This window comes from Microvirga sp. 2TAF3 (assembly GCF_052114965.1).
In the GTDB taxonomy this organism is placed as follows: Bacteria; Pseudomonadota; Alphaproteobacteria; order Rhizobiales; family Beijerinckiaceae; genus Microvirga.
Window position 1 is genome coordinate 13106 of the sequence record NZ_JBFRFT010000015.1, and the last position, 17767, is coordinate 30872.

At 60.7% G+C, this 17767-nt stretch carries 16 protein-coding genes and 1 tRNA gene; 5 read left to right on the plus strand and 12 right to left on the minus strand.

Annotated features, from left to right (window positions below):
* The first annotated feature begins 57 nt into the window (after positions 1-57).
* From AB4Y97_RS14880 to AB4Y97_RS14890, 3 genes are all read left to right on the plus strand, one after another.
* A complete protein-coding gene (locus AB4Y97_RS14880) occupies positions 58-1251 on the plus strand; it encodes a low temperature requirement protein A (RefSeq protein ID WP_441999824.1) in 1194 nt (397 codons plus the stop codon).
* A gap of 199 nt (positions 1252-1450) precedes the next feature.
* Positions 1451-2743: an adenylosuccinate synthase gene (locus AB4Y97_RS14885; RefSeq protein WP_441999825.1), complete on the plus strand. Its 1293-nt coding sequence runs from the start codon at positions 1451-1453 to the stop codon at positions 2741-2743.
* 32 nt (positions 2744-2775) lie between these two features.
* Complete coding sequence (locus AB4Y97_RS14890) at positions 2776-3963, plus strand: histidine kinase (protein ID WP_441999826.1); 1188 nt, start codon at positions 2776-2778, stop codon at positions 3961-3963.
* 46 nt (positions 3964-4009) lie between these two features.
* Here AB4Y97_RS14890 and rpoH read toward each other — a convergent pair whose 3' ends face one another.
* A complete protein-coding gene (rpoH, locus tag AB4Y97_RS14895; protein WP_441999827.1) occupies positions 4010-4897 on the minus strand; it encodes an RNA polymerase sigma factor RpoH in 888 nt (295 codons plus the stop codon).
* A 195-nt stretch (positions 4898-5092) separates the two neighbouring features.
* Complete coding sequence (locus AB4Y97_RS14900) at positions 5093-6085, minus strand: RluA family pseudouridine synthase (RefSeq protein WP_441999828.1); 993 nt, start codon at positions 6083-6085, stop codon at positions 5093-5095.
* Positions 6086-6179: 94 nt separating this feature from the next.
* On the opposite strand from AB4Y97_RS14900, the gene AB4Y97_RS14905 reads away from it, so the two are divergent.
* Positions 6180-6255, plus strand: a tRNA-Glu gene (locus AB4Y97_RS14905).
* A gap of 806 nt (positions 6256-7061) precedes the next feature.
* The gene (modA, locus tag AB4Y97_RS14910) at positions 7062-7880 is read left to right on the plus strand and encodes a molybdate ABC transporter substrate-binding protein (protein WP_441999829.1); all 819 of its coding nucleotides are present in this window, start codon (positions 7062-7064) and stop codon (positions 7878-7880) included.
* Here the strand turns inward: modA and AB4Y97_RS14915 are convergent.
* The 10 genes from AB4Y97_RS14915 to rfbC form a co-directional block, all read right to left on the minus strand.
* Entirely contained in the window at positions 7799-8224 is a 426-nt protein-coding gene (locus AB4Y97_RS14915) for a hypothetical protein (protein ID WP_441999830.1), read from the minus strand. The genes modA and AB4Y97_RS14915 overlap by 82 nt on opposite strands.
* 119 nt (positions 8225-8343) lie before the next feature.
* Entirely contained in the window at positions 8344-9774 is a 1431-nt protein-coding gene (locus tag AB4Y97_RS14920; protein WP_441999831.1) for an aldehyde dehydrogenase family protein, read from the minus strand.
* Positions 9775-9960: 186 nt separating this feature from the next.
* Positions 9961-10884 carry a GNAT family N-acetyltransferase gene (locus AB4Y97_RS14925; protein WP_441999832.1) on the minus strand — a complete coding sequence of 308 codons (924 nt, stop codon included), beginning with the start codon at positions 10882-10884 and terminating at the stop codon, positions 9961-9963.
* 192 nt (positions 10885-11076) lie between these two features.
* Positions 11077-11895, minus strand: a complete 819-nt coding sequence (locus AB4Y97_RS14930) for a metallophosphoesterase family protein (RefSeq protein ID WP_441999833.1) — start codon at positions 11893-11895, stop codon at positions 11077-11079.
* Positions 11892-13079 (minus strand): carboxylate--amine ligase, encoded by a 1188-nt coding sequence (locus tag AB4Y97_RS14935; RefSeq protein WP_441999834.1) that lies wholly within the window; start codon positions 13077-13079, stop codon positions 11892-11894. The genes AB4Y97_RS14930 and AB4Y97_RS14935 overlap by 4 nt, the downstream gene beginning before the upstream one ends.
* Positions 13080-13666: 587 nt before the next feature.
* The gene (locus AB4Y97_RS14940) at positions 13667-13834 is read right to left on the minus strand and encodes a hypothetical protein (protein ID WP_441999835.1); all 168 of its coding nucleotides are present in this window, start codon (positions 13832-13834) and stop codon (positions 13667-13669) included.
* A gap of 310 nt (positions 13835-14144) precedes the next feature.
* Positions 14145-15335 (minus strand): O-succinylhomoserine sulfhydrylase, encoded by a 1191-nt coding sequence (locus tag AB4Y97_RS14945; RefSeq protein ID WP_441999836.1) that lies wholly within the window; start codon positions 15333-15335, stop codon positions 14145-14147.
* Between the two features lie 58 nt (positions 15336-15393).
* On the minus strand, positions 15394-16263 hold the full coding sequence (gene rfbA, locus AB4Y97_RS14950; RefSeq protein WP_441999837.1) for a glucose-1-phosphate thymidylyltransferase RfbA: 870 nt from the start codon (positions 16261-16263) through the stop codon (positions 15394-15396).
* Positions 16260-17168, minus strand: a complete 909-nt coding sequence (gene rfbD, locus AB4Y97_RS14955) for a dTDP-4-dehydrorhamnose reductase (RefSeq protein WP_441999838.1) — start codon at positions 17166-17168, stop codon at positions 16260-16262. Before rfbD ends, rfbA begins: the two co-directional genes overlap by 4 nt.
* A 13-nt stretch (positions 17169-17181) precedes the next feature.
* Positions 17182-17739 carry a dTDP-4-dehydrorhamnose 3,5-epimerase gene (rfbC, locus tag AB4Y97_RS14960; protein ID WP_441999839.1) on the minus strand — a complete coding sequence of 186 codons (558 nt, stop codon included), beginning with the start codon at positions 17737-17739 and terminating at the stop codon, positions 17182-17184.
* Positions 17740-17767 lie beyond the last annotated feature (28 nt).

Here is a 17767-nt window from a genome sequence, read left to right on the forward strand (position 1 = left end):
TTTTGAACGGCGCGCCCTATAATCAGGCCCATCTGCCAACAGACGCGGCTTGAGTCCATGGTGATTGCCGGGGCGCGACAAAACTACTTGCGGGTCAGGCTGCCTAACGAGCACATCAGGGTGGCCTTTGCCGAGCTGTTCTTCGATCTCGTCTTCGTCTTCGCAGTCACGCAGCTCTCCCACTATCTGCTGCGGCACTTGAGTCTGGACGGCATCCTTCAGACCGTCTTGATGTTTCTGGCGGTGTGGTGGGTGTGGATCTTCACGACCTGGGTGACGAACTGGGCCGATCCGGAAAAGCTGCCTGTCCGCTTCATGCTGTTCGTTCTGATGCTCGCCGGCCTTGTGCTCTCGACATCCATCCCGAGGGCCTTCGAGGCGCGCGGTCTCGCCTTTGCCTCGGCTTATGTCTTCATGCAGGTCGGGCGCTCGGTGTTCATGCTGTGGGTGCTGAGGCACCATCACATCAGCAACTTCCGCAATTTTCAGCGCATCACCGCTTGGTTGGCTTTCTCCGGAATCTTCTGGATCGCAGGCGGCTTGGCCGAGCCGGATACCCGCCTCGTGCTATGGACGGTTGCCCTTGCGATCGAATATCTCGCGCCCATGGCTGGCTTCTGGACACCCGGTCTCGGCCGTTCGGCAACCAGAGATTGGAACGTCGAGGGCGGCCACATGGCCGAACGCTGCGGCCTCTTCGTCATCATCGCACTGGGCGAGTCGATTCTTGTCACCGGTGCGACCTTCAGCGCGCAGGAATGGGACCTGACCATGGTCACCGCGGCCGTCGTCGCTTTTCTGGGCAGCGTGGCGATGTGGTGGATTTATTTCAATATCGGCGCGGAGCGGGCCCGCTATCATATCTCGATATCGGATGATCCCGGGCGGCTGGCCCGTCTCATCTACACCTATATGCATATCGTCATCGTGGCCGGCATCGTCGGCTGCGCCGTTGCAGACGAATCCCTGCTGGCGCACCCGCATGGGGATGTCGACGCGGCGACGAAAGCGATCATGCTCGGCGGACCGGCGATCTTTCTCTTCGGCGACCTCCTGTTCAAGCGCTCGATCATCGGTCATGTGCCGCCCTCGCACTATCTTGGCCTGGCCCTGCTGCTCCTTCTCTTCCCGGCCTCGTTCGCGATCTCGCCGCTTGTTCTGAGCGCCGGCACCACGGTCACGCTGATCTTCGTGGCGACCTGGGAGACCGTCGCGCTCAGGTCGTTTCGGGCGGAGGTTGTCCCCGTGTAAGGAAGCTGGAGGGCTGGCAGTCGAGCCCTGATCCGATTTGGATTGTTCTTGGTTTGTTTTGTCGACTGGGACTCGACGCATGGGACAACAGCCATTCCGGCTTGACCTCGCGCGCTCGATCCACCATGAGAGTTTGCAAGGTTTTTCCACCCCAAACCCTGGCCTTGCGCCGGGGTTTTTTCATGTGAGGCTTTAAGCGATGGCGAACGTGGTTGTCGTGGGCGCCCAGTGGGGCGACGAGGGCAAGGGCAAGATCGTCGACTGGCTGTCCGAACAGGCGGATGTGGTCGTGCGGTTCCAGGGCGGCCACAATGCCGGCCATACTCTCGTCATTGGCGGCAAGGTCTATAAGCTCTCGCTTCTGCCCTCCGGCGTCGTACGCCCGGGCAAGCTCTCGGTCATTGGCAACGGCGTCGTGCTCGATCCGCATGCGCTCGCCGGCGAGGTGGAGCGCTTGGCCGAGCAGGGCGTCTCGATCACCCGCCGGAACCTGCGCGTTGCCGAAAACGCCACGCTGATTCTCTCCATTCACCGCGAGCTCGATGCGCTTCGCGAGAGCGGCAGCGCCGGCACCAAGATCGGCACCACCAAGCGCGGTATCGGCCCGGCCTATGAGGACAAGGCCGGCCGCCGCGCCATCCGCCTGATGGACCTTGCCGATCTCAGCTCTCTGCCGGAAAAGATCGAGCGGCTGCTGACGCATCACAATGCCCTGCGCCGCGGCTTCGGCCTCGCGGAATTCCAGCCCCAGGCGATCTACGAGGAGCTGGCCTCCGTCGCGCCGAAAGTCCTGCCCTACATGGACGCCGTGTGGCGGCTCCTCGACGAGGAGCGCCGTGCCGGCAAGCGCATCCTGTTCGAGGGCGCACAAGGCGCTCTGTTGGATGTCGACCACGGCACCTATCCCTTCGTCACCTCGTCCAACACGGTGGCCGGCCAAGCTGCTACCGGCTCGGGCCTCGGGCCGGGCGCGGTCGGCTATGTCCTCGGCATCGCCAAGGCCTATACGACCCGCGTCGGCGAGGGGCCGTTCCCGACCGAGCTGTTCGACGAGACCGGCGAGCTGATCGGCCAGAAGGGCAAGGAATTCGGCGTCGTCACGGGCCGCAAGCGCCGTTGTGGCTGGTTCGACGCAACCCTGGTGCGCCAGACCGTTCGCACCTCCGGCATCGACGGCATCGCACTGACCAAGCTCGACATTCTCGACGGTTTCAAGACCCTCAAGATCGGCGTCGGCTACCGCCTGGACGGGGAAACCATCGACTATTTTCCGGCAAGCCAGGGGGCTCAAGCGAGGGTCGAGCCGATCTACGAGGAAATGGAAGGCTGGTCCGGTTCGACGGCGGGTGCCCGCTCCTGGGCGGACCTTCCGGCGCAGGCGATCAAATATGTCCGCCGGGTCGAGGAGTTGATCGGTGCACCCGTTGCCGTTCTCTCCACCTCTCCCGAGCGCGACGATACAATCCTCATGAAGAACCCGTTTGAGGGTTGACGGCGACGCTTCGACGGGCCATCCCAAAAGAAATGGCTGATTATTACCCACTCATTGCCCGAGCCGTCGAAGGCTTATCCGACCAGACGCCCGAGATGCGGCGCGCCGTCTATGACCGTGCGCGGACCGCGCTCGTGGCCCAATTGCGCTCTCTCGATCCGCCTCTGTCGGAGGCGGATATCAACAGGGAAAGCCTCGCTCTCGACGATGCCATCGTCCGGGTCGAGGCCGATTTTGCCGCGCCGAAGGCGTTCGATTTCGATTTCGATCTCGCCGCCCCGTCTGCGGAGGCCCGGAGCCCTGCGGCAAGACCGCCCGCTTCCGAGCCGCCGCCTGTCGTGCCTCTCTCGGCCCCGGCAGCGTTCTCCCATGACGACGAGCCGGACGAGCCGCGACGCCCGTCTGATGATCCCATCCCGCGGCCACGGATCGAAAGCCGTCCCCATCCCGGCATGCAGGACAACAAGCGCCGGCGCACCATTATCCTGGGCGCCGTCCTTGCGCTCGTGATCGCCGGAATCGCTGTTTTCGCCTATTTCAAGCGCGACAGATCCGAAGACCTGACCCCCCTGACGCCGGTCGCGGAAGCGCCTCAGGCGGTGCCGGACGCCAGCAAGAACAACGATCGCGTCGGGGCGCCTGCCGCACCGACAGCAGGCACTGCCCGCCAGGAGATCGGCGTGACGCAGCGTGCGGTTCTCTATGAGGAGGACCCGGCGAATTCTCAGGCGCCGAAGGCTCAGACCGGCCGCGTGGTCTGGCGCCTCGAGGATATCAATCCCGGCCAAGGGCAAGCGCTGCAGCGGGCGGTGACCGCCAATATCGAGATTCCGGATGCCGGTATGACCATGAAGATGGTCCTGCGCCGCAATCTCGATGCGACCCTGCCGGCTTCGCACACGGTCGAGATCACCTTCACCACCCGCGCGGGCGATAGCGGCCGGGTGATCCGGGATGTCGGATTGCTGCAGTTCAAGGACGAAGAAGCCGCACGTGGGACCCCCGTCGCCGGCCTGCCGGTGCCGGTGCGCGAGAACCTCTTCCTCATCGGCCTGTCGAATCTGGCGGGCGATGTGGAGCGGAACACGGAATTATTCGTCCGCCGCAACTGGATCGATCTGCCGGTCCGGATGGCATCGGGACAGCGCGCCATTCTCAGCTTCGAGAAGGGCTCGTCCGGTGCGCAGATCCTGAACAGCGCCTTCAGTCAATGGCAATAAAAAAGCCGCGGGCCTGACCGCGGCTTTTTTCAACGATGTGAAAGGCTCAGTGCGCCTCTTCCGCGGGCGCCTCGATCTGGGCGAGATTCTTCTTCACCGCTTCCTGAATCTTCTCGAAGGCGCGCACCTCGATCTGGCGCACGCGCTCGCGGGAGACGCCGAACTCCGTCGAGAGATCCTCAAGGGTGATCGGATCGTCCGAGAGCCGTCGCGCCTCGAAAATCCGGCGCTCGCGCGGATTGAGCACCGAGAGCGCGTTGCGCAGGGCTGAGAGGCGGTTCTGCCCTTCTTCCTCCTGCACGAGCAGCTGCTCCTGGCTTTCGCCGCTATCGACGAGCCAGTCCTGCCACTCGCCTTCGCCTTCTTCGCGCAGAGGCGCGTTGAGCGATGCGTCGCCGCCCAGGCGGCGGTTCATATCCACTACGTCCTGCTCGTTGACGCCGAGCTGCGTCGCGATCTGTTTTACCTGCTCGGGATGCAAATCTCCTTCTTCGAGAGCAGAGATGCGGCCCTTGGCCTTGCGCAGGTTGAAGAACAGTTTCTTCTGGTTCGCGGTGGTGCCCATCTTCACGAGGGACCAGGAACGCAGGATGTATTCTTGAATCGCGGCTTTGATCCACCACATGGCATATGTGGCGAGGCGAAAGCCTTTCTCGGGTTCGAAGCGTTTGACGGCCTGCATCAAGCCGACATTGCCCTCAGACACCACTTCGCCGATCGGCAGGCCATAACCGCGATAACCCATCGCGATCTTGGCCACGAGGCGCAGGTGGGACGTCACAAGTTTGTGAGCGGCTTCGCGGTCACCATGCTCACGCCAGCGTTTGGCGAGCATGTATTCCTCATGCGGTTCGAGCATGGGGAAACGACGGATCTCGTCGAGATAGCGCGAAAGGCCCCCTTCATTGGCAAGCACCGGAAGCGCTGCAGCCATATCGATCTCCTCTTTGGGCTCCCTCTTTTCATGAGGCAAGCCTGAGGCGGCCCCCATCAATGGCCAGCCGCTTTTTTCTATATAAACGGTCGAACCTTGTCCGAACAGAGGCAGTCAGGCTTCAAGACGTGACAACGCGCAGAAATGACAAGGGTGCCGAATTAACCGAGCTTTGCGACGGATTGACGCGACGATTCAAGTGCGCAGGGCCGTCAGTAGAGCTGCCATATCCGCGGGGAGGGGACTCTCGAAGCGCAGGAATTCGCCCGTTTTCGGGTGCTCGAACCCCAGGATCGCCGCGTGGAGCGCTTGTCGATTCAAGGCCTTCAGCGCCGCCTGCTGCGGCTCCGACAGACGGTTTGCCTTCGTCTTGAAGCCCGAGCCGTAAAGCGTGTCCCCCAGAAGCGGATGGCCGATATGCGCCATATGCACCCGGATCTGGTGGGTGCGTCCCGTCTCCAGCTCGCAGCGTACGAGGCTCGCCGTCGGGACAGCCGGGGGCAGGGGCTCGATGAGCTCATAATGAGTAATGGCATAGCGACCGCGCTCCCCCTGGACCACGGCGATCTTCTCGCGGTTGTGCAGGCTGCGCGCCAGGGCGGCGTCAACCGTCCCGCGCTGCCGGTCGGGCACGCCCCAGACGAAAGCAAGATAGGCCCTCTCCAGGGGACCCGTACGGCCGTGGTCGGCGAACTGGTCGGCTAAGCCTTGATGGGAGCGGTCGTTCTTGGCGACGACGAGGAGGCCGGAGGTATCCTTGTCGAGACGATGGACGATGCCGGGCCGTTTCACGCCGCCGATGCCCGATAGACTCTCGCCGCAATGGGCGATGAGCGCATTGACGAGCGTTCCCGATTCGTGACCCGCCGCCGGATGGACCACGAGCCCGGCGGGCTTGTCGATCACGATGAGATCGTCATCCTCATAAACGACTGCGAGCGCGATCTTCTCGCCTTGAGGCTCGGCCGGCACCGGCGGCGGCACGACCAGGGCGATCCGTGCGCCACCGGCGATTTTCCGGCTCGGATCGAGCGCAGGCATGCCATCGACCTCGACCTGCCCCTCCCGAATCAGCGCTTGCAAGCGGCTTCGCGACAGATCGCTCGAGAGGCGCGCCATCACCCGATCAAGCCGTTCGGGTGCCGCGTCCGGCTCCAATATCCATTCTCTTTGCGTTTCGCCGCTCACCGCATCCTCATTGACGTCGTCCTTTCGCTTTTTTCAGCAAAAGGACTTGAAGGGTTTCCCCAGGGTGGTTATACGAGCGGCCTTCACCTTGCTAGCTCCCTTCGTCTAGCGGTCTAGGACGTCGCCCTCTCACGGCGAAAACAGGGGTTCGAGTCCCCTAGGGAGCGCCAAAGGTTTTAGGCACTTAGCTTTTGCTTGATGCCGGCCGTCGAATATTCATCAGATATATCATCCTGGATATTTAAGGGACTGAAGCGGATGGCCTTGGGCTCGTCCTGAATGGTCGAATCCACCGGATTCCGTGCCGACCCATCGTCGCGACTTCCCGACTTATCTGATTCCAGTCATGCGCTGGAGCGGAGGACGATTTCACGGAATCGCCCTCCGCTCTAGATTCTTTTTATGGCGCATCGTGTGGCCGCAAAACCGGATCCACTTTTGCGCACGATGCTCTAGGTGGCATGACTGTCATTGCCGCCCACGGCTTTCGCTCCCTTTCTGTCATCGGGCTGGCGAGCGGACAAATCATGCGCGCGAGGGAGTAGAGGTGGTTCTCGCGCACGTTTTGAAAAACAGGGGCGAGGCAGTTTTCGCGACGAAGATTGAGATGGGATCTTCCGGCTCAGATGGGAGATGCTGGAACACTGCCACCGCGCGATTCCAGCGAGTTCCTCTGACGATTAACCTTTCAGCAAGAAGCGATCCCTAGACGCGTCTTGACACTGCTTTCCTACCGAAACGCGGCGTCGCTGATTTCCTCTTCGGGAAGCAGGGGGCTGCTGCCAAGGTTCGCATCGCGCTCCTTGATGTCGCCTTCATCCTAAATCCAGGGCCGCTTCTCCTGCCGCCCCGCGGCGCGTTCAGACTCTGACCTGCTGGATCGTCTCCTCGGTCTCGGCTTGAAACGAGATCGGGCGCGGCTATCATGCTGCTCTACAATGAAATGGCGTCTCAATAAGCTATATCGGTCGAGAGGATGAGTATGAAGGCCACACGACGTTTCTGGCTGTCGCTCATGGCCGTCGGATGTCTGTCGCTTGGGCTTGGTGGTCTGGTCCCGGTGGCGCAGGCGCAGAGCCGGGATCTGGTCGTCTTTGCCGCCGCCAGCCTGAAGAACGCGCTGGATGAAGCAGCGGCCGGCTATGTCCGCGAGAGCGGGAAGCCCGCGCCGAAGATCTCCTATGCGGCCAGCAACGCGCTCGCCATGCAGATCGAGGCGGGTGCCCCCGCCGATGTCTTTGTCTCTGCCGATCTCGACTGGATGGATTATCTCGCCCAAAAAAAAATGATCAAACCTGAGACGCGGGTGAACCTGCTTGCCAACCGCATTGTCCTGGTTGCTCCCAAGGATGCCAATGTTCAGGTGACCCTTGCACCCGGCCTCGATCTCGCAGGGATCCTGAAGGGTGGCAGGCTGGCGATGGGCAATGTCGATGCGGTCCCGGCCGGAAAGTATGGAAAGGCCGCCCTTGAGAAGCTGGGGGCCTGGGAGGGCGTCAAGTCGTCGATCGCGCAGGCCGACAATGTACGGGCGGCTTTGCTGCTGGTATCGCGTGGCGAGGCCCCGTTGGGGATCGTCTATCAGACGGATGCCGCTTCCGATCCGAACGTCAAGATTGTCGGCACCTTCCCGGAGGACAGTCACCCGCCGATCGTATACCCCATGGCGGGACTTAAGGACTCGCACCATCCCGACGCGGCGGCATTCTTGAACTATCTGCGTTCTTCCGCTGCCAAGCCGGCTTTCGAAAAACAAGGCTTCACGATCCTGAACCAGCTGGTCTCCGGTTCGTGAGTGAACAGGCGGAGCCAGGCCCGATCATCCCCCATGCATGATCCTGCAGTGAGGGCGTGCATTGCCGAAGGGGGAACGATCAGGACTTCGAGGCGAGCAGCATCCTCAAATGGCGTGGCAAACTTGGCCTGCATGGTGCGGTAGGTCTTAGAGCATCGTGCGGAAAAGTGGACCCGGTTTTCCGGATACACCGATGCGCCGCTTAAGGAAATGAGCATCGGATTGATCCCAAAAGTGGAGTCCACTTTTGGGTCCGATGCTCTAGCAGCCGCATGGCAGGAATGGTCCGCCTCGACAAAGCGCGCCACCCGTGGACGCAGATCCAGCGAATAGGACTTGGTCATCACTCATCTCCTCCCAGAAAGAGAGTCGGGAGGAGTGAATCACGAAGACCTCACGCCGCATAGCCGCCGATTCAGTCAGAACCGCCGTTGCTCTAGCTCCGAAGTTCGAGGCGTCGGCCTCAAGGGGCGACGTATCCGAACATGGATTTGGTCTCCAGAAACTCCTCGAAACCGAAGCGTCCCCATTCGCGACCGTTGCCGGATTGCTTGTAGCCGCCAAAGGCGGCTGCCGTATCGCCGCGCGATCCGTTCAGATGCACCATACCGGCGCGGATGCGGCGAGCCACCCGGCGCGCCCGCTCGACATCGGCCGACGTTACATAGCTCGAGAGGCCATAGACGGTATCGTTGGCGATCCGGATCGCGTCCTCCTCGTCCTTGTACGGCAGGATCGACAGCACCGGCCCGAAGATCTCCTCACGGGCAATGCTCATATCGTTGCGCACATTCGCAAATACGGTCGGCTGCACGTAATAGCCTCGGTTCAACCCTGCCGGGCGGCCGGGGCCTCCTGCGACGAGGGTCGCCCCCTCCTTGATGCCGGCCTCGATGAGATTCTGGATGCGATCGAACTGGATCTGGCTGACGACCGGACCGATCATCGTGGCGTCGGATCCGGGATCGCCTACGATCGTTTCCGCAGCAATGCGGCCGGCAATTTCGCTCGCCTCCTGCTGACGATCGAACGGCACGAGGAGGCGGGTCGGCGCGTTGCAGGATTGTCCGCTATTGGCGAAGCAGGCGCGGGCTCCATGAGTCACCGCGGCATCGAAGTCCGCATCGTCGAGCAGGATGTTGGGGGATTTCCCACCCAGTTCCTGATGGACGCGCTTTACCGTATCCGCTGCCGCCTTGGCGACCAGGATGCCGGCGCGGGTCGACCCGGTAAACGACACCATGTCGATGCCGGGATGGCTTGCAATGGCTTGGCCGACATGCGGCCCATCTCCGTTGACCAGATTGAAGACCCCCGCAGGCACACCGGCCTCGTGCAGAATTTCCGTGAAGATCACGGCCGAAAGCGGCGCGACTTCGCTCGGCTTCAACACCATCGTGCATCCGGCGGCCAGGGCCGGGCCGACCTTGCAGGCGATCTGATTCAGCGGCCAGTTCCAGGGCGTGATGAGGCCGACCACGCCGATGGGCTCGCGAGTGATGAGTGTGGCGTTGATCGTCTCGTCGAATGCATAGGTCTTCAGAACCTCGATGGCGCGCTGGAGATGGCCGAGCCCGGCGGGCACATGCCGTTCACGGGCGAAGGCGAGGGGAGCCCCCATTTCAGCTGAGATCGCCTCGGCAAGCTCCTCGGAGCGCTGCCGGTAGATATCGGTAATCGCAGCCAGCAGCTTGAGTCGTTCGTTTCGACCGGTTTGCGCATAGGATACGAAGGCTCGCTGCGCGGCGGCCACGGCCCGATCGACATCGGCCGGACTGCCCGCCGCGATCGTCGCAACCGGCTCTTCCGTGGCGGGATTGATGACGTCTATATGGCGCTTCTCGGACGGGTCGACCCATTGGCCGTCGATATAGAACTGGTGATAATGATGCACGTGAAGGCTCCCCGTTTTTGAGGCTCTTAGGTCTATAGAGTTTTATCGCATCTGTCTCAGTGGAGAGCGAATGCCGTCGACGGACTGTCCCATCTGGTCTTTGTCGATGATGAGATCGCCGGGCGACGCGCCTGCGTGGGATGCCGGTTCCATCGCGTTGTCTCGTTGACCTGATGACGATGCATTCTATCGGAAGCGAGTTCTTTCCTGAGCCCGCCAAATGACCTTTCTCGCCCGATCCGGAACGAGACGGAGAAGGGGCGACTTTCGCACCCATTGTAGCAGGTTTGCTCGACTTTGAGACAGAACCAGCAGAGAGCGATGTGTGACCACCGAACCCTCGATTAGAGGCACGGTGCGGTTGGCGAGCCGTAGCTTGTAAGTCGCATCGCCCTTCCCGAAGTCGATCGTCTTGATACCAAGTTTCGAGGCGCCGGAAATCATGGCCAGCAGCAGGAGCATTCCTGGCGAGTAATGATTGAACTGGGGATCGTAAGCGGGAAACCAGTAATGCCATACGGACTTGGACCGCATGCCGAAATGGACCGCGACGGGCTGGCCGCCTGCACGAAGTACCGAGACCGTTCCGGCGAATTCCGTCTCGCACCATGCGGCAATCGTCTTGGCCAATGTTTGCGCCCAAGGCCTGGCGAAGAGGTCGATGCTTCCGGTCCGACGATACTGGGCCGATTTCCAATCGAGGCAAAGGCGAAGAATCTCCGGGTCCTTCGTTTCCAGCTCGACCTCAACCGGACCAACTTCACGTGCGAGTTGGCGCAGCCTGCGATTATAGAGAGAATGCAACTGGCTCGAGCCGATGGGAGCATTGCTCGAGATGTCCACGACGGGGGAGCCCGCTTCCGTTGCTCCCCAAGGGGTAAACACAGCCTGTTCGGCAGGGACGTGGTCAAAATCCCATCTTCGTAACTGGCAGGCCCGAACGAGGGCTGCAGCATCGCACCTGTAATCAGGCGAGGCAATGAGGCCATGATAGTCGGAGACAGGCCCACCGATAGGCCGCCCGAAGCCCAGGAAATTACGCTGGAAGGGAAAAAAGGCTTCGCCGCCGTCGATCACGGCCACGAAGGCGTCTTCCCGAACAGCGGACACGGCCTGCGTGAATTCAGGGCGAAAGAAAGGGCTATGGAGACCCGGGTTGTGTTGTTGGATTTCCGCCCAACGCACAATCAGATCCTCTGAAAGCCGCTTTGCCGGGAAGACTGTAATACTCATCGATCACCGCGAGTGACGTTTCTTTCCAATGCTCAGCGTATAGTTAAATCATCCATTCCTATGCGCCCTCTAAAGACCGAGAGCTTTTGCCATTCCTTTGAGAGTGTTTCGAATGGGTTTGGGAAGCCGCTTAAGCGAAACTTGGGCAGGCTCAGGGAGAGAGGACCAGATAGGCACCAGACGTGCCCTTCGCGTCTTGGCGAATGGTATGGTCGCGTCGTAATCGACCCTGTGCGTCGTTACTGTGTTGTGCGTGGAATCATGAACGAGGTATGTCGCCCTGAGATCGGTTGTTCTCGGCTGTCCGACCGTTCCGGGATTGATCAGATACCATCCATCTTCCTGTAGAGAGATATGATCGTCGGTCAGTTTTCGAACGAAGCCATTCCGGAGCTCGAATATGCCGAGCTGATGTGTATGCCCGAACGCGCAGACACGCGCTCCGGACGGATGCGCGACGAGGGCTTCAAAGCTCAGTCGCCGACGCTCATCGTTATCGAGCCGCACGGTCTCATTTCCCTCCTTGGGATGGAGCGCCCCATGCACGGCAACAAGGCGGTTTGAAAGACTGGCCTGTACCGGCAGCTCCGCGAGATATCGACAAGCCTCATCACCAAGGCGCCGACGTGTCCAGTGGACGGCCTTCGCGGCGGTCTCGTTGAATCCTTCTGTCGTGATCTGTCCGGTAACGGCCCGGTCGTGATTGCCGGCCACGCACAGAGCATTGATCCCTTGCAGCAACTCTATGCATTCGGCAGGGTTCGCATTGTATCCGACGATGTCGCCAAGGCACACGATTCGATCGACGTTCCTGGTTGAAATATCCCGCAAGGTCGACTGCAGCGCCTCCAAATTAGCGTGAACGTCGGAAATGATCGCCGCTCTCATCGAGGCTTCCATCTGCCGTGGGCACTCATATCGGAACCACTTTTCCTACGCTGCGCGGAACCCTTTCGTAATACGCGTCTCAGGAGGGGGACTCTTGTCATTACCTCCCGCAGGAAGGGCATCGGATCATCCCAACTCATGGCGGACTTCGCTTCGCAACGGAGTGCCCACGACATCCAGCTCGTGATTGGGACACCGGATGCCCTGGCAGCACGCGCATCCGGCAGCAGCTTTCCCCAGCGCGTTCCGGCGCGGGCAACAAGATTGGTCGACCGGGGTAATCCTACCAAGTCCGCATAGACCAGCGCAGGCAGATTCACGCCGGCGACAGCTCCAAGATGGTGCCACAGGTTGAAGCGCGGATTGATCTCCAGAAGATGAAGCATACCTTCCGGCCCCCGTTTGAAATCGAGTTTGGCCACTCCGCGTAAGTTAAGCCTTTGTGCGATTTCCCGACCTAATGCTCTTACGTCGAGGGCATCGGTTATTTCGAGTGCAGTGCTGTGGCCGCAATCCACCGGGAGAGTGCGGATCTTGCGCCCGGTGAACTCGGCGACGGTCGTCCCCGTCTGGTCTATGTAGACATGGTAGCTTTCGATGCGGCTCTCCGGTCCAGGAATAGCTTCTTGGATCAGGAGGTCGAGGCTGACCGCGGTCAAGCGAGGCCAAAGCTCCTTGAAGGCATCTTTCGTCTCGATGAGCAATGCCTTGTGCTGAGCACCGATGGACTCCCAGGAGCTGCGGTCCTGGACTGGCTTGATGATGATTGGAAAACGCAGATCGATTTCATTGGTGTTATCATCCGAAGGCCGAATTCGGCGAGCGGCCGGTACCGGTAAATTCAGACGCTGGGCAAGCTCCTGAAATCTGGCCTTATCGACCAGATCTTCCACCAGATCGGGGTCTGCGATGACAAAACGGAAAATCTCCGCCAGTCGCTCCCGATAGCGAGACACGAGGAGCAATTGCCAATCGGATTGGTAGAAGAGGACAGGCGGCTCCGGCTGGGAGGCTCCAAAGCGCATAAGGGTATCAATGCGGTCTTCAGCGCCTGCTTCGGTATCCACCCAGGAGAGTTCTTTACGAGTATGTCGTGAATAGAAGGCCGGATCGCCGGGAGGAGCCGCCACGACAGAGCTTATGCCAGCCAATCCAAGTGCCCGTACCAAGTCTATATCGCCCATGACGCATGCCCGCGCCTTTTGCCGAAGTGGGAGCATGGCTTTCACCTCCGTGCGATTTCTCTTCCGAGGACGCACTACTGAGTGCGGGCGAACTCCTCGGCAGCGAGGCGAAAGCGGTCCAAGATTATGAGATATGTCCCAAAGAACGAGGATTGCACGGGTTTTTGTCCTTCATGCTTACGCTTCAGGAATTTATTGAATTGTCTTTCTCGTTGCGGGTCTTAATTGTACTGATTGTATACGGCTAGGGTTGTATTGTACTAATCGTATACTGCTAGGGTTGTTTGATTTTAATTCATTGACATAAACGAACACCAGTATTTGCATGTCATGATTTTCAATCAACGGCAAATAAAAGAATACTACCTAGTGGGTATTACTAATGGATTGTCTGCTCTATCGTGTGTCATCTAAAATTTGCCGGACATGGCACGAGCGGGGATTGAGCCGTCCCGGCTGCAGTGACCAGGATCGCCTCACGCAAACTCGCTCGACGCAGAGCCTTCAAAAAGCTTCTTCGCCGTCTCCCCGGGCAGCGCTTGGGGTGATTTCCGTTTCAGTCCTTGCCGCCCATGCTGGGTCGATGGCTACGACTCGACGGGGGGCGCAAGACCAAGATCGTTCAACTTGGTCAGGACCTCGGCAAGTGAGCGCTTCAGTTTCAGGCTGATTACCGAAACCGGCATACCTTCCTTGGCGAGGGACACGAGAGTGTGGGTTTCCTCGAGACTCCAGTTTGGCCCTGTCGCGTTCATGTCGTCTCCTCCGATCGAGAAGGCGGAGCCTCGGGCTCAACTGTGGCGAGACGATGAAAGGGCCAGGATCCGCCAAAGTCTCGGGCTTCTAAATCCTCGGACCAAAAAGTGGCTTCCACTTTTAGGATCATCCGATGCTTTCTCTTTTTGGTGAGAGCATCGTGTGGCCACAAAACCGGGTCCACTTTTGCGCACGATGCTCTGGAGCGCATTCCGCCGAAGATTCCTTGGGCGGCGACAACTCGTGCGATACCTCAAGCGTTAAGAGCTTGGTCGGGAGAAGCCGGGCTCTCCATTTGCCGGTCACGCCTTAGACGCGATCGAGGGCCTGGATGAGATCCGCGAGGAGATCGTCACGGTGCTCCAGGCCGACGGAGAAGCGCACCAGACCGTCGGTGATTCCCATCTCGCCGCGCTGTTCCGGCGTAAAGCGCTGATGCGTGGTAGTGGCCGGGTGGGTGACAAGGCTCTTGGCGTCGCCGAGATTGTTCGAGATGCGGATGAGTTTGAGTGCATTCATGAACCGGAAGGCGCCGGCTTTGCCGTTTTTGACGTCGAGGGCGATCATCGTGGAGCCGCCGCGCATCTGGCGTTTGATCAGATCTGCCTGGGGATGGTCGGGCCGGCCTGGATAAGTCAGGCGCCGGACCTTGGGATGATCGTGGAGAGAATCGGCGAGGAAGCCCGCCGTCTCAGTCTGCCGCTCGACCCGCAAGGAGAGGGTCTCCAGACCTTTCAGCAGGACCCAGGCATTGAAGGGCGAGATGGAAGGGCCTGTCATGCGCAAGAATTGCTGTACCTTCGTCTCGATGAACTCGGTCGAGGCGAGAATGACGCCGCCAAGACATCGGCCCTGGCCATCGATATGCTTGGTCGCCGAATAGACCACGCAATCGGCGCCGAGTTCGAGCGGTTTCTGCCACAGGGGCGTCCCGAAGACGTTGTCGACGGTCAGCGTCGCGCCGGCATCGTGTGCGATCTTTGCAACGCCTGCGATGTCGATGATCTCAAGACTCGGATTTGAGGGCGTCTCAAGAAGAAAAGCCTTCGTCTCGGGCCGGACAGCCCGGCGCCAGGCGTCGAGGTCGGGCCCATCCACGAGGGTGCAGCCGACGCCGAAGCGAGGAAAAAGGTCCTCCACGATCCAGCGGCAGGAGCCGAACAGGGCGCGCGCCGCAACCACGTGATCCCCGGCCTGAACTTGGCCCATCATGGCTACCGTGACCGCCGCCATGCCCGTCGCCGTCGCCTGGGCCGCCTCCGCCCCTTCCAGGGAAGCGATGCGCTCCTCGAACATGGTGATGGTGGGATTGGAGTAGCGGGTGTAGCTATAGCCCGGCTCCTCGTTGAGGAAGCGGTTCTCGGCACTCTCCGCACTTTCGTAGACGAAACCTTGCGTCAGGAAGAGCGCCTCCGACGTTTCACCGAAGGCCGTGCGGTGCTGGCCTTCGTGAACGAGGCGGGTTTCAAGCTGATATTCTGGACGATCAGGTATCTTCATATCAAAATGCTAGAGCCGTTCTCTAAAAAGAACAATCGTCTTTTTTGTGAGATTTTCTCTAAATTCCCTGTGCGACCCGTAAAAGATATTGTCCATAGCTGCTTTTGGAGAGTTCCTGTCCCAGCCGGATCAATTGCGCTTGGTCGATCCATCCAAGGTTGAAGGCGATTTCCTCGGGGCAGGCGATACGGAAGCCCTGCCGCCTCTCCAGCGCGCGGACGAATTCCGTCGCGTCGACAAGGGCGTCCGGCGTACCCGTATCGAGCCAGGCGAAGCCACGCCCCATGCGCTGAACGTGAAGCTGTCCTCGCTCCAGATAGGCGCGGTTGACGTCCGTGATCTCCAACTCGCCCCGGGCGGAGGGCTTGAGGCCTGCCGCGATCTCGACGACCTGCTCGTCATAGAAATAGAGACCTGTGACCGCCCAGCCGGATTTCGGCTTGAGCGGCTTTTCCTCGATGGAAATCGCCTTGCCGTCCTCGTCGAATTCCACGACGCCGTAACGCTCCGGATCGGTGACGTGATAGGCGAAGACGCTTGCTCCCGATGCCTGGTTCCGTGCCGCCTTCAAAAGTTCCGGAAGGCCGTGACCGAAATAGACGTTGTCGCCAAGGATCAGAACGGAAGGGCCTCCGGCCACGAATTCCGCGCCGATGATATAGGCCTGCGCCAGCCCTTCAGGCCTGGGCTGCGCGGCATAGGAGAGGCGGATGCCCCAGCGCTCGCCAGTGCCGAGCAGCTGCTTGAATTTCGGCAGGTCTTCAGGCGTTGAAATGATCAGGATATCCTGCACGCCCGCCAGCATCAGCGTGGTGAGTGGGTAATAGATCATCGGCTTGTCGTAGATCGGCAGAAGCTGCTTCGACGTGACATAGGTCATCGGATGCAGGCGCGTGCCTGAGCCTCCGGCCAGAATGATGCCTTTCATCGACGGTTTTCCTGATTATGAGCCTCATCGAGGAGGCGTCGGACGCAAGTCCCCAGGGACGAGCGCCAATGGGGAAGAATGACTCCATGGACGGCCGAAAGCTTGGCGCAATCGAGCCGCGAATTGGCTGGCCGCTTCGCAGGCGTGGGATATCCGGCCGTGCTGATGGGACGGATGCGCGCTGACGGTCCTCCGAGACGGGCGGATTGCTCGAAAATCTCGGTGGCGAATTCCGCCCAGCTGGCGGTGCCCGTTCCCGCCATATGGAAGATCCCGCGCAAGGAGGGATCGTCCGGGCCTGCAAGAAGGTTGCGGCAGACGGTTATGATGCCGTCGGCGATATCGAGTGCGCTCGTGGGCGATCCGACCTGATCGGCAACCACGGCAATCTCGTCCCTTTCGCGTGCGAGCCGCAGCATGGTTTTCACGAAGTTCTTGCCGAAGGGGCCGTAGATCCAGGCCGTGCGCAGGATCGCATGATTCGCCGTCTCGGCGGCGACGGCCTGCTCCCCTAAGAGCTTCGAGGCGCCATAGGCTCCGAGAGGGTTGGTCGGATCCTCCTCCCGATAGGGGCGGGAGGCCGTACCGTCGAAGACATAATCGGTCGAGAGCTGGACGACGGGAACGTTCATCGCCGCCGCAGCCCCGGCAACGGCTCCGGCTCCGATGCCGTTGATCGCCTCCGCCAACTCGGACTCGCTCTCCGCCTGGTCGACGGCGGTGTAGGCTCCGGCATTGACGATCACGTCGCCGCCGGTCTCGACGAGGATATCCTCGATGCCTGACGGATCGGCCAAGTCGAGCATGGGACGACCGATCAGGACGGATGTCGCGCCATGCTCCGGAGCGCGCTCGGCAAGCGCCCGAGCCACTTGACCTTCTTTGCCGATGACGAGAATGCGCACGGGATCGAAAGCCTTATGGGAACGAGGTTGGGAGCGCGGCGAGCAGCGGATGACGGGTGTCCTTGTCGGAGAGGATGGCGCGCCCGGCCTCGACCGGCCACGCGATTCCGAGCGCAGGATCGTTCCAGGCAAGACCGCAATCATGAGCTGCGGAATAATGCGCGGTGACCTTGTAATGCACCTCGGTGTTCGGTTCGAAGGTACAGAAGCCGTGGGCGAAGCCGGCGGGAATCAGAAGCTGAAGCCGGTTCTTGGCGGACAATTCGACAGCCACGTGCCGGCCAAAGGTCGGGGACGAACGCCTGAGATCCACGGCCACATCGAGGATGCGGCCACGGCCGACCCGCATGAGCTTGGCCTGGGCGAAGGGCGCGGTCTGGAAGTGAAGGCCGCGCACGGTGCCGGCCTCGACCGACAGGGAGAAATTGTCCTGGACGAATTCATCGTGGATCCCGGCCGCGGCAAAAGCCTGACGGTTATAGGTTTCCATGAAGTAGCCGCGCGAATCGACGAAAGCCCTGGTCCGGACGATCTTCACATCAGGCAGGGCTGTGGGCTCAATTTCGACCACGGCAGGCTTGCTCCTTAGCGGTGAACGG

Bases quoted from the DNA above. Each gene is read 5' to 3' on its own strand.
- AB4Y97_RS14915 (WP_441999830.1), bottom strand. From the start codon at position 8,224: ATGACCAAGTCCTATTCGCTGGATCTGCGTCCACGGGTGGCGCGCTTT.
- AB4Y97_RS14930 (WP_441999833.1), bottom strand. From the start codon at position 11,895: ATGAGAGCGGCGATCATTTCCGACGTTCACGCTAATTTGGAGGCGCTG.
- AB4Y97_RS14935 (WP_441999834.1), bottom strand. From the start codon at position 13,079: ATGGGCGATATAGACTTGGTACGGGCACTTGGATTGGCTGGCATAAGC.
- AB4Y97_RS14885 (WP_441999825.1), top strand. From the start codon at position 1,451: ATGGCGAACGTGGTTGTCGTGGGCGCCCAGTGGGGCGACGAGGGCAAG.
- AB4Y97_RS14890 (WP_441999826.1), top strand. From the start codon at position 2,776: ATGGCTGATTATTACCCACTCATTGCCCGAGCCGTCGAAGGCTTATCC.
- modA (WP_441999829.1), top strand. From the start codon at position 7,062: ATGAGTATGAAGGCCACACGACGTTTCTGGCTGTCGCTCATGGCCGTC.
- rfbA (WP_441999837.1), bottom strand. From the start codon at position 16,263: ATGAAAGGCATCATTCTGGCCGGAGGCTCAGGCACGCGCCTGCATCCG.
- rpoH (WP_441999827.1), bottom strand. From the start codon at position 4,897: ATGGCTGCAGCGCTTCCGGTGCTTGCCAATGAAGGGGGCCTTTCGCGC.
- AB4Y97_RS14945 (WP_441999836.1), bottom strand. From the start codon at position 15,335: ATGAAGATACCTGATCGTCCAGAATATCAGCTTGAAACCCGCCTCGTT.
- AB4Y97_RS14880 (WP_441999824.1), top strand. From the start codon at position 58: ATGGTGATTGCCGGGGCGCGACAAAACTACTTGCGGGTCAGGCTGCCT.
- AB4Y97_RS14940 (WP_441999835.1), bottom strand. From the start codon at position 13,834: ATGAACGCGACAGGGCCAAACTGGAGTCTCGAGGAAACCCACACTCTC.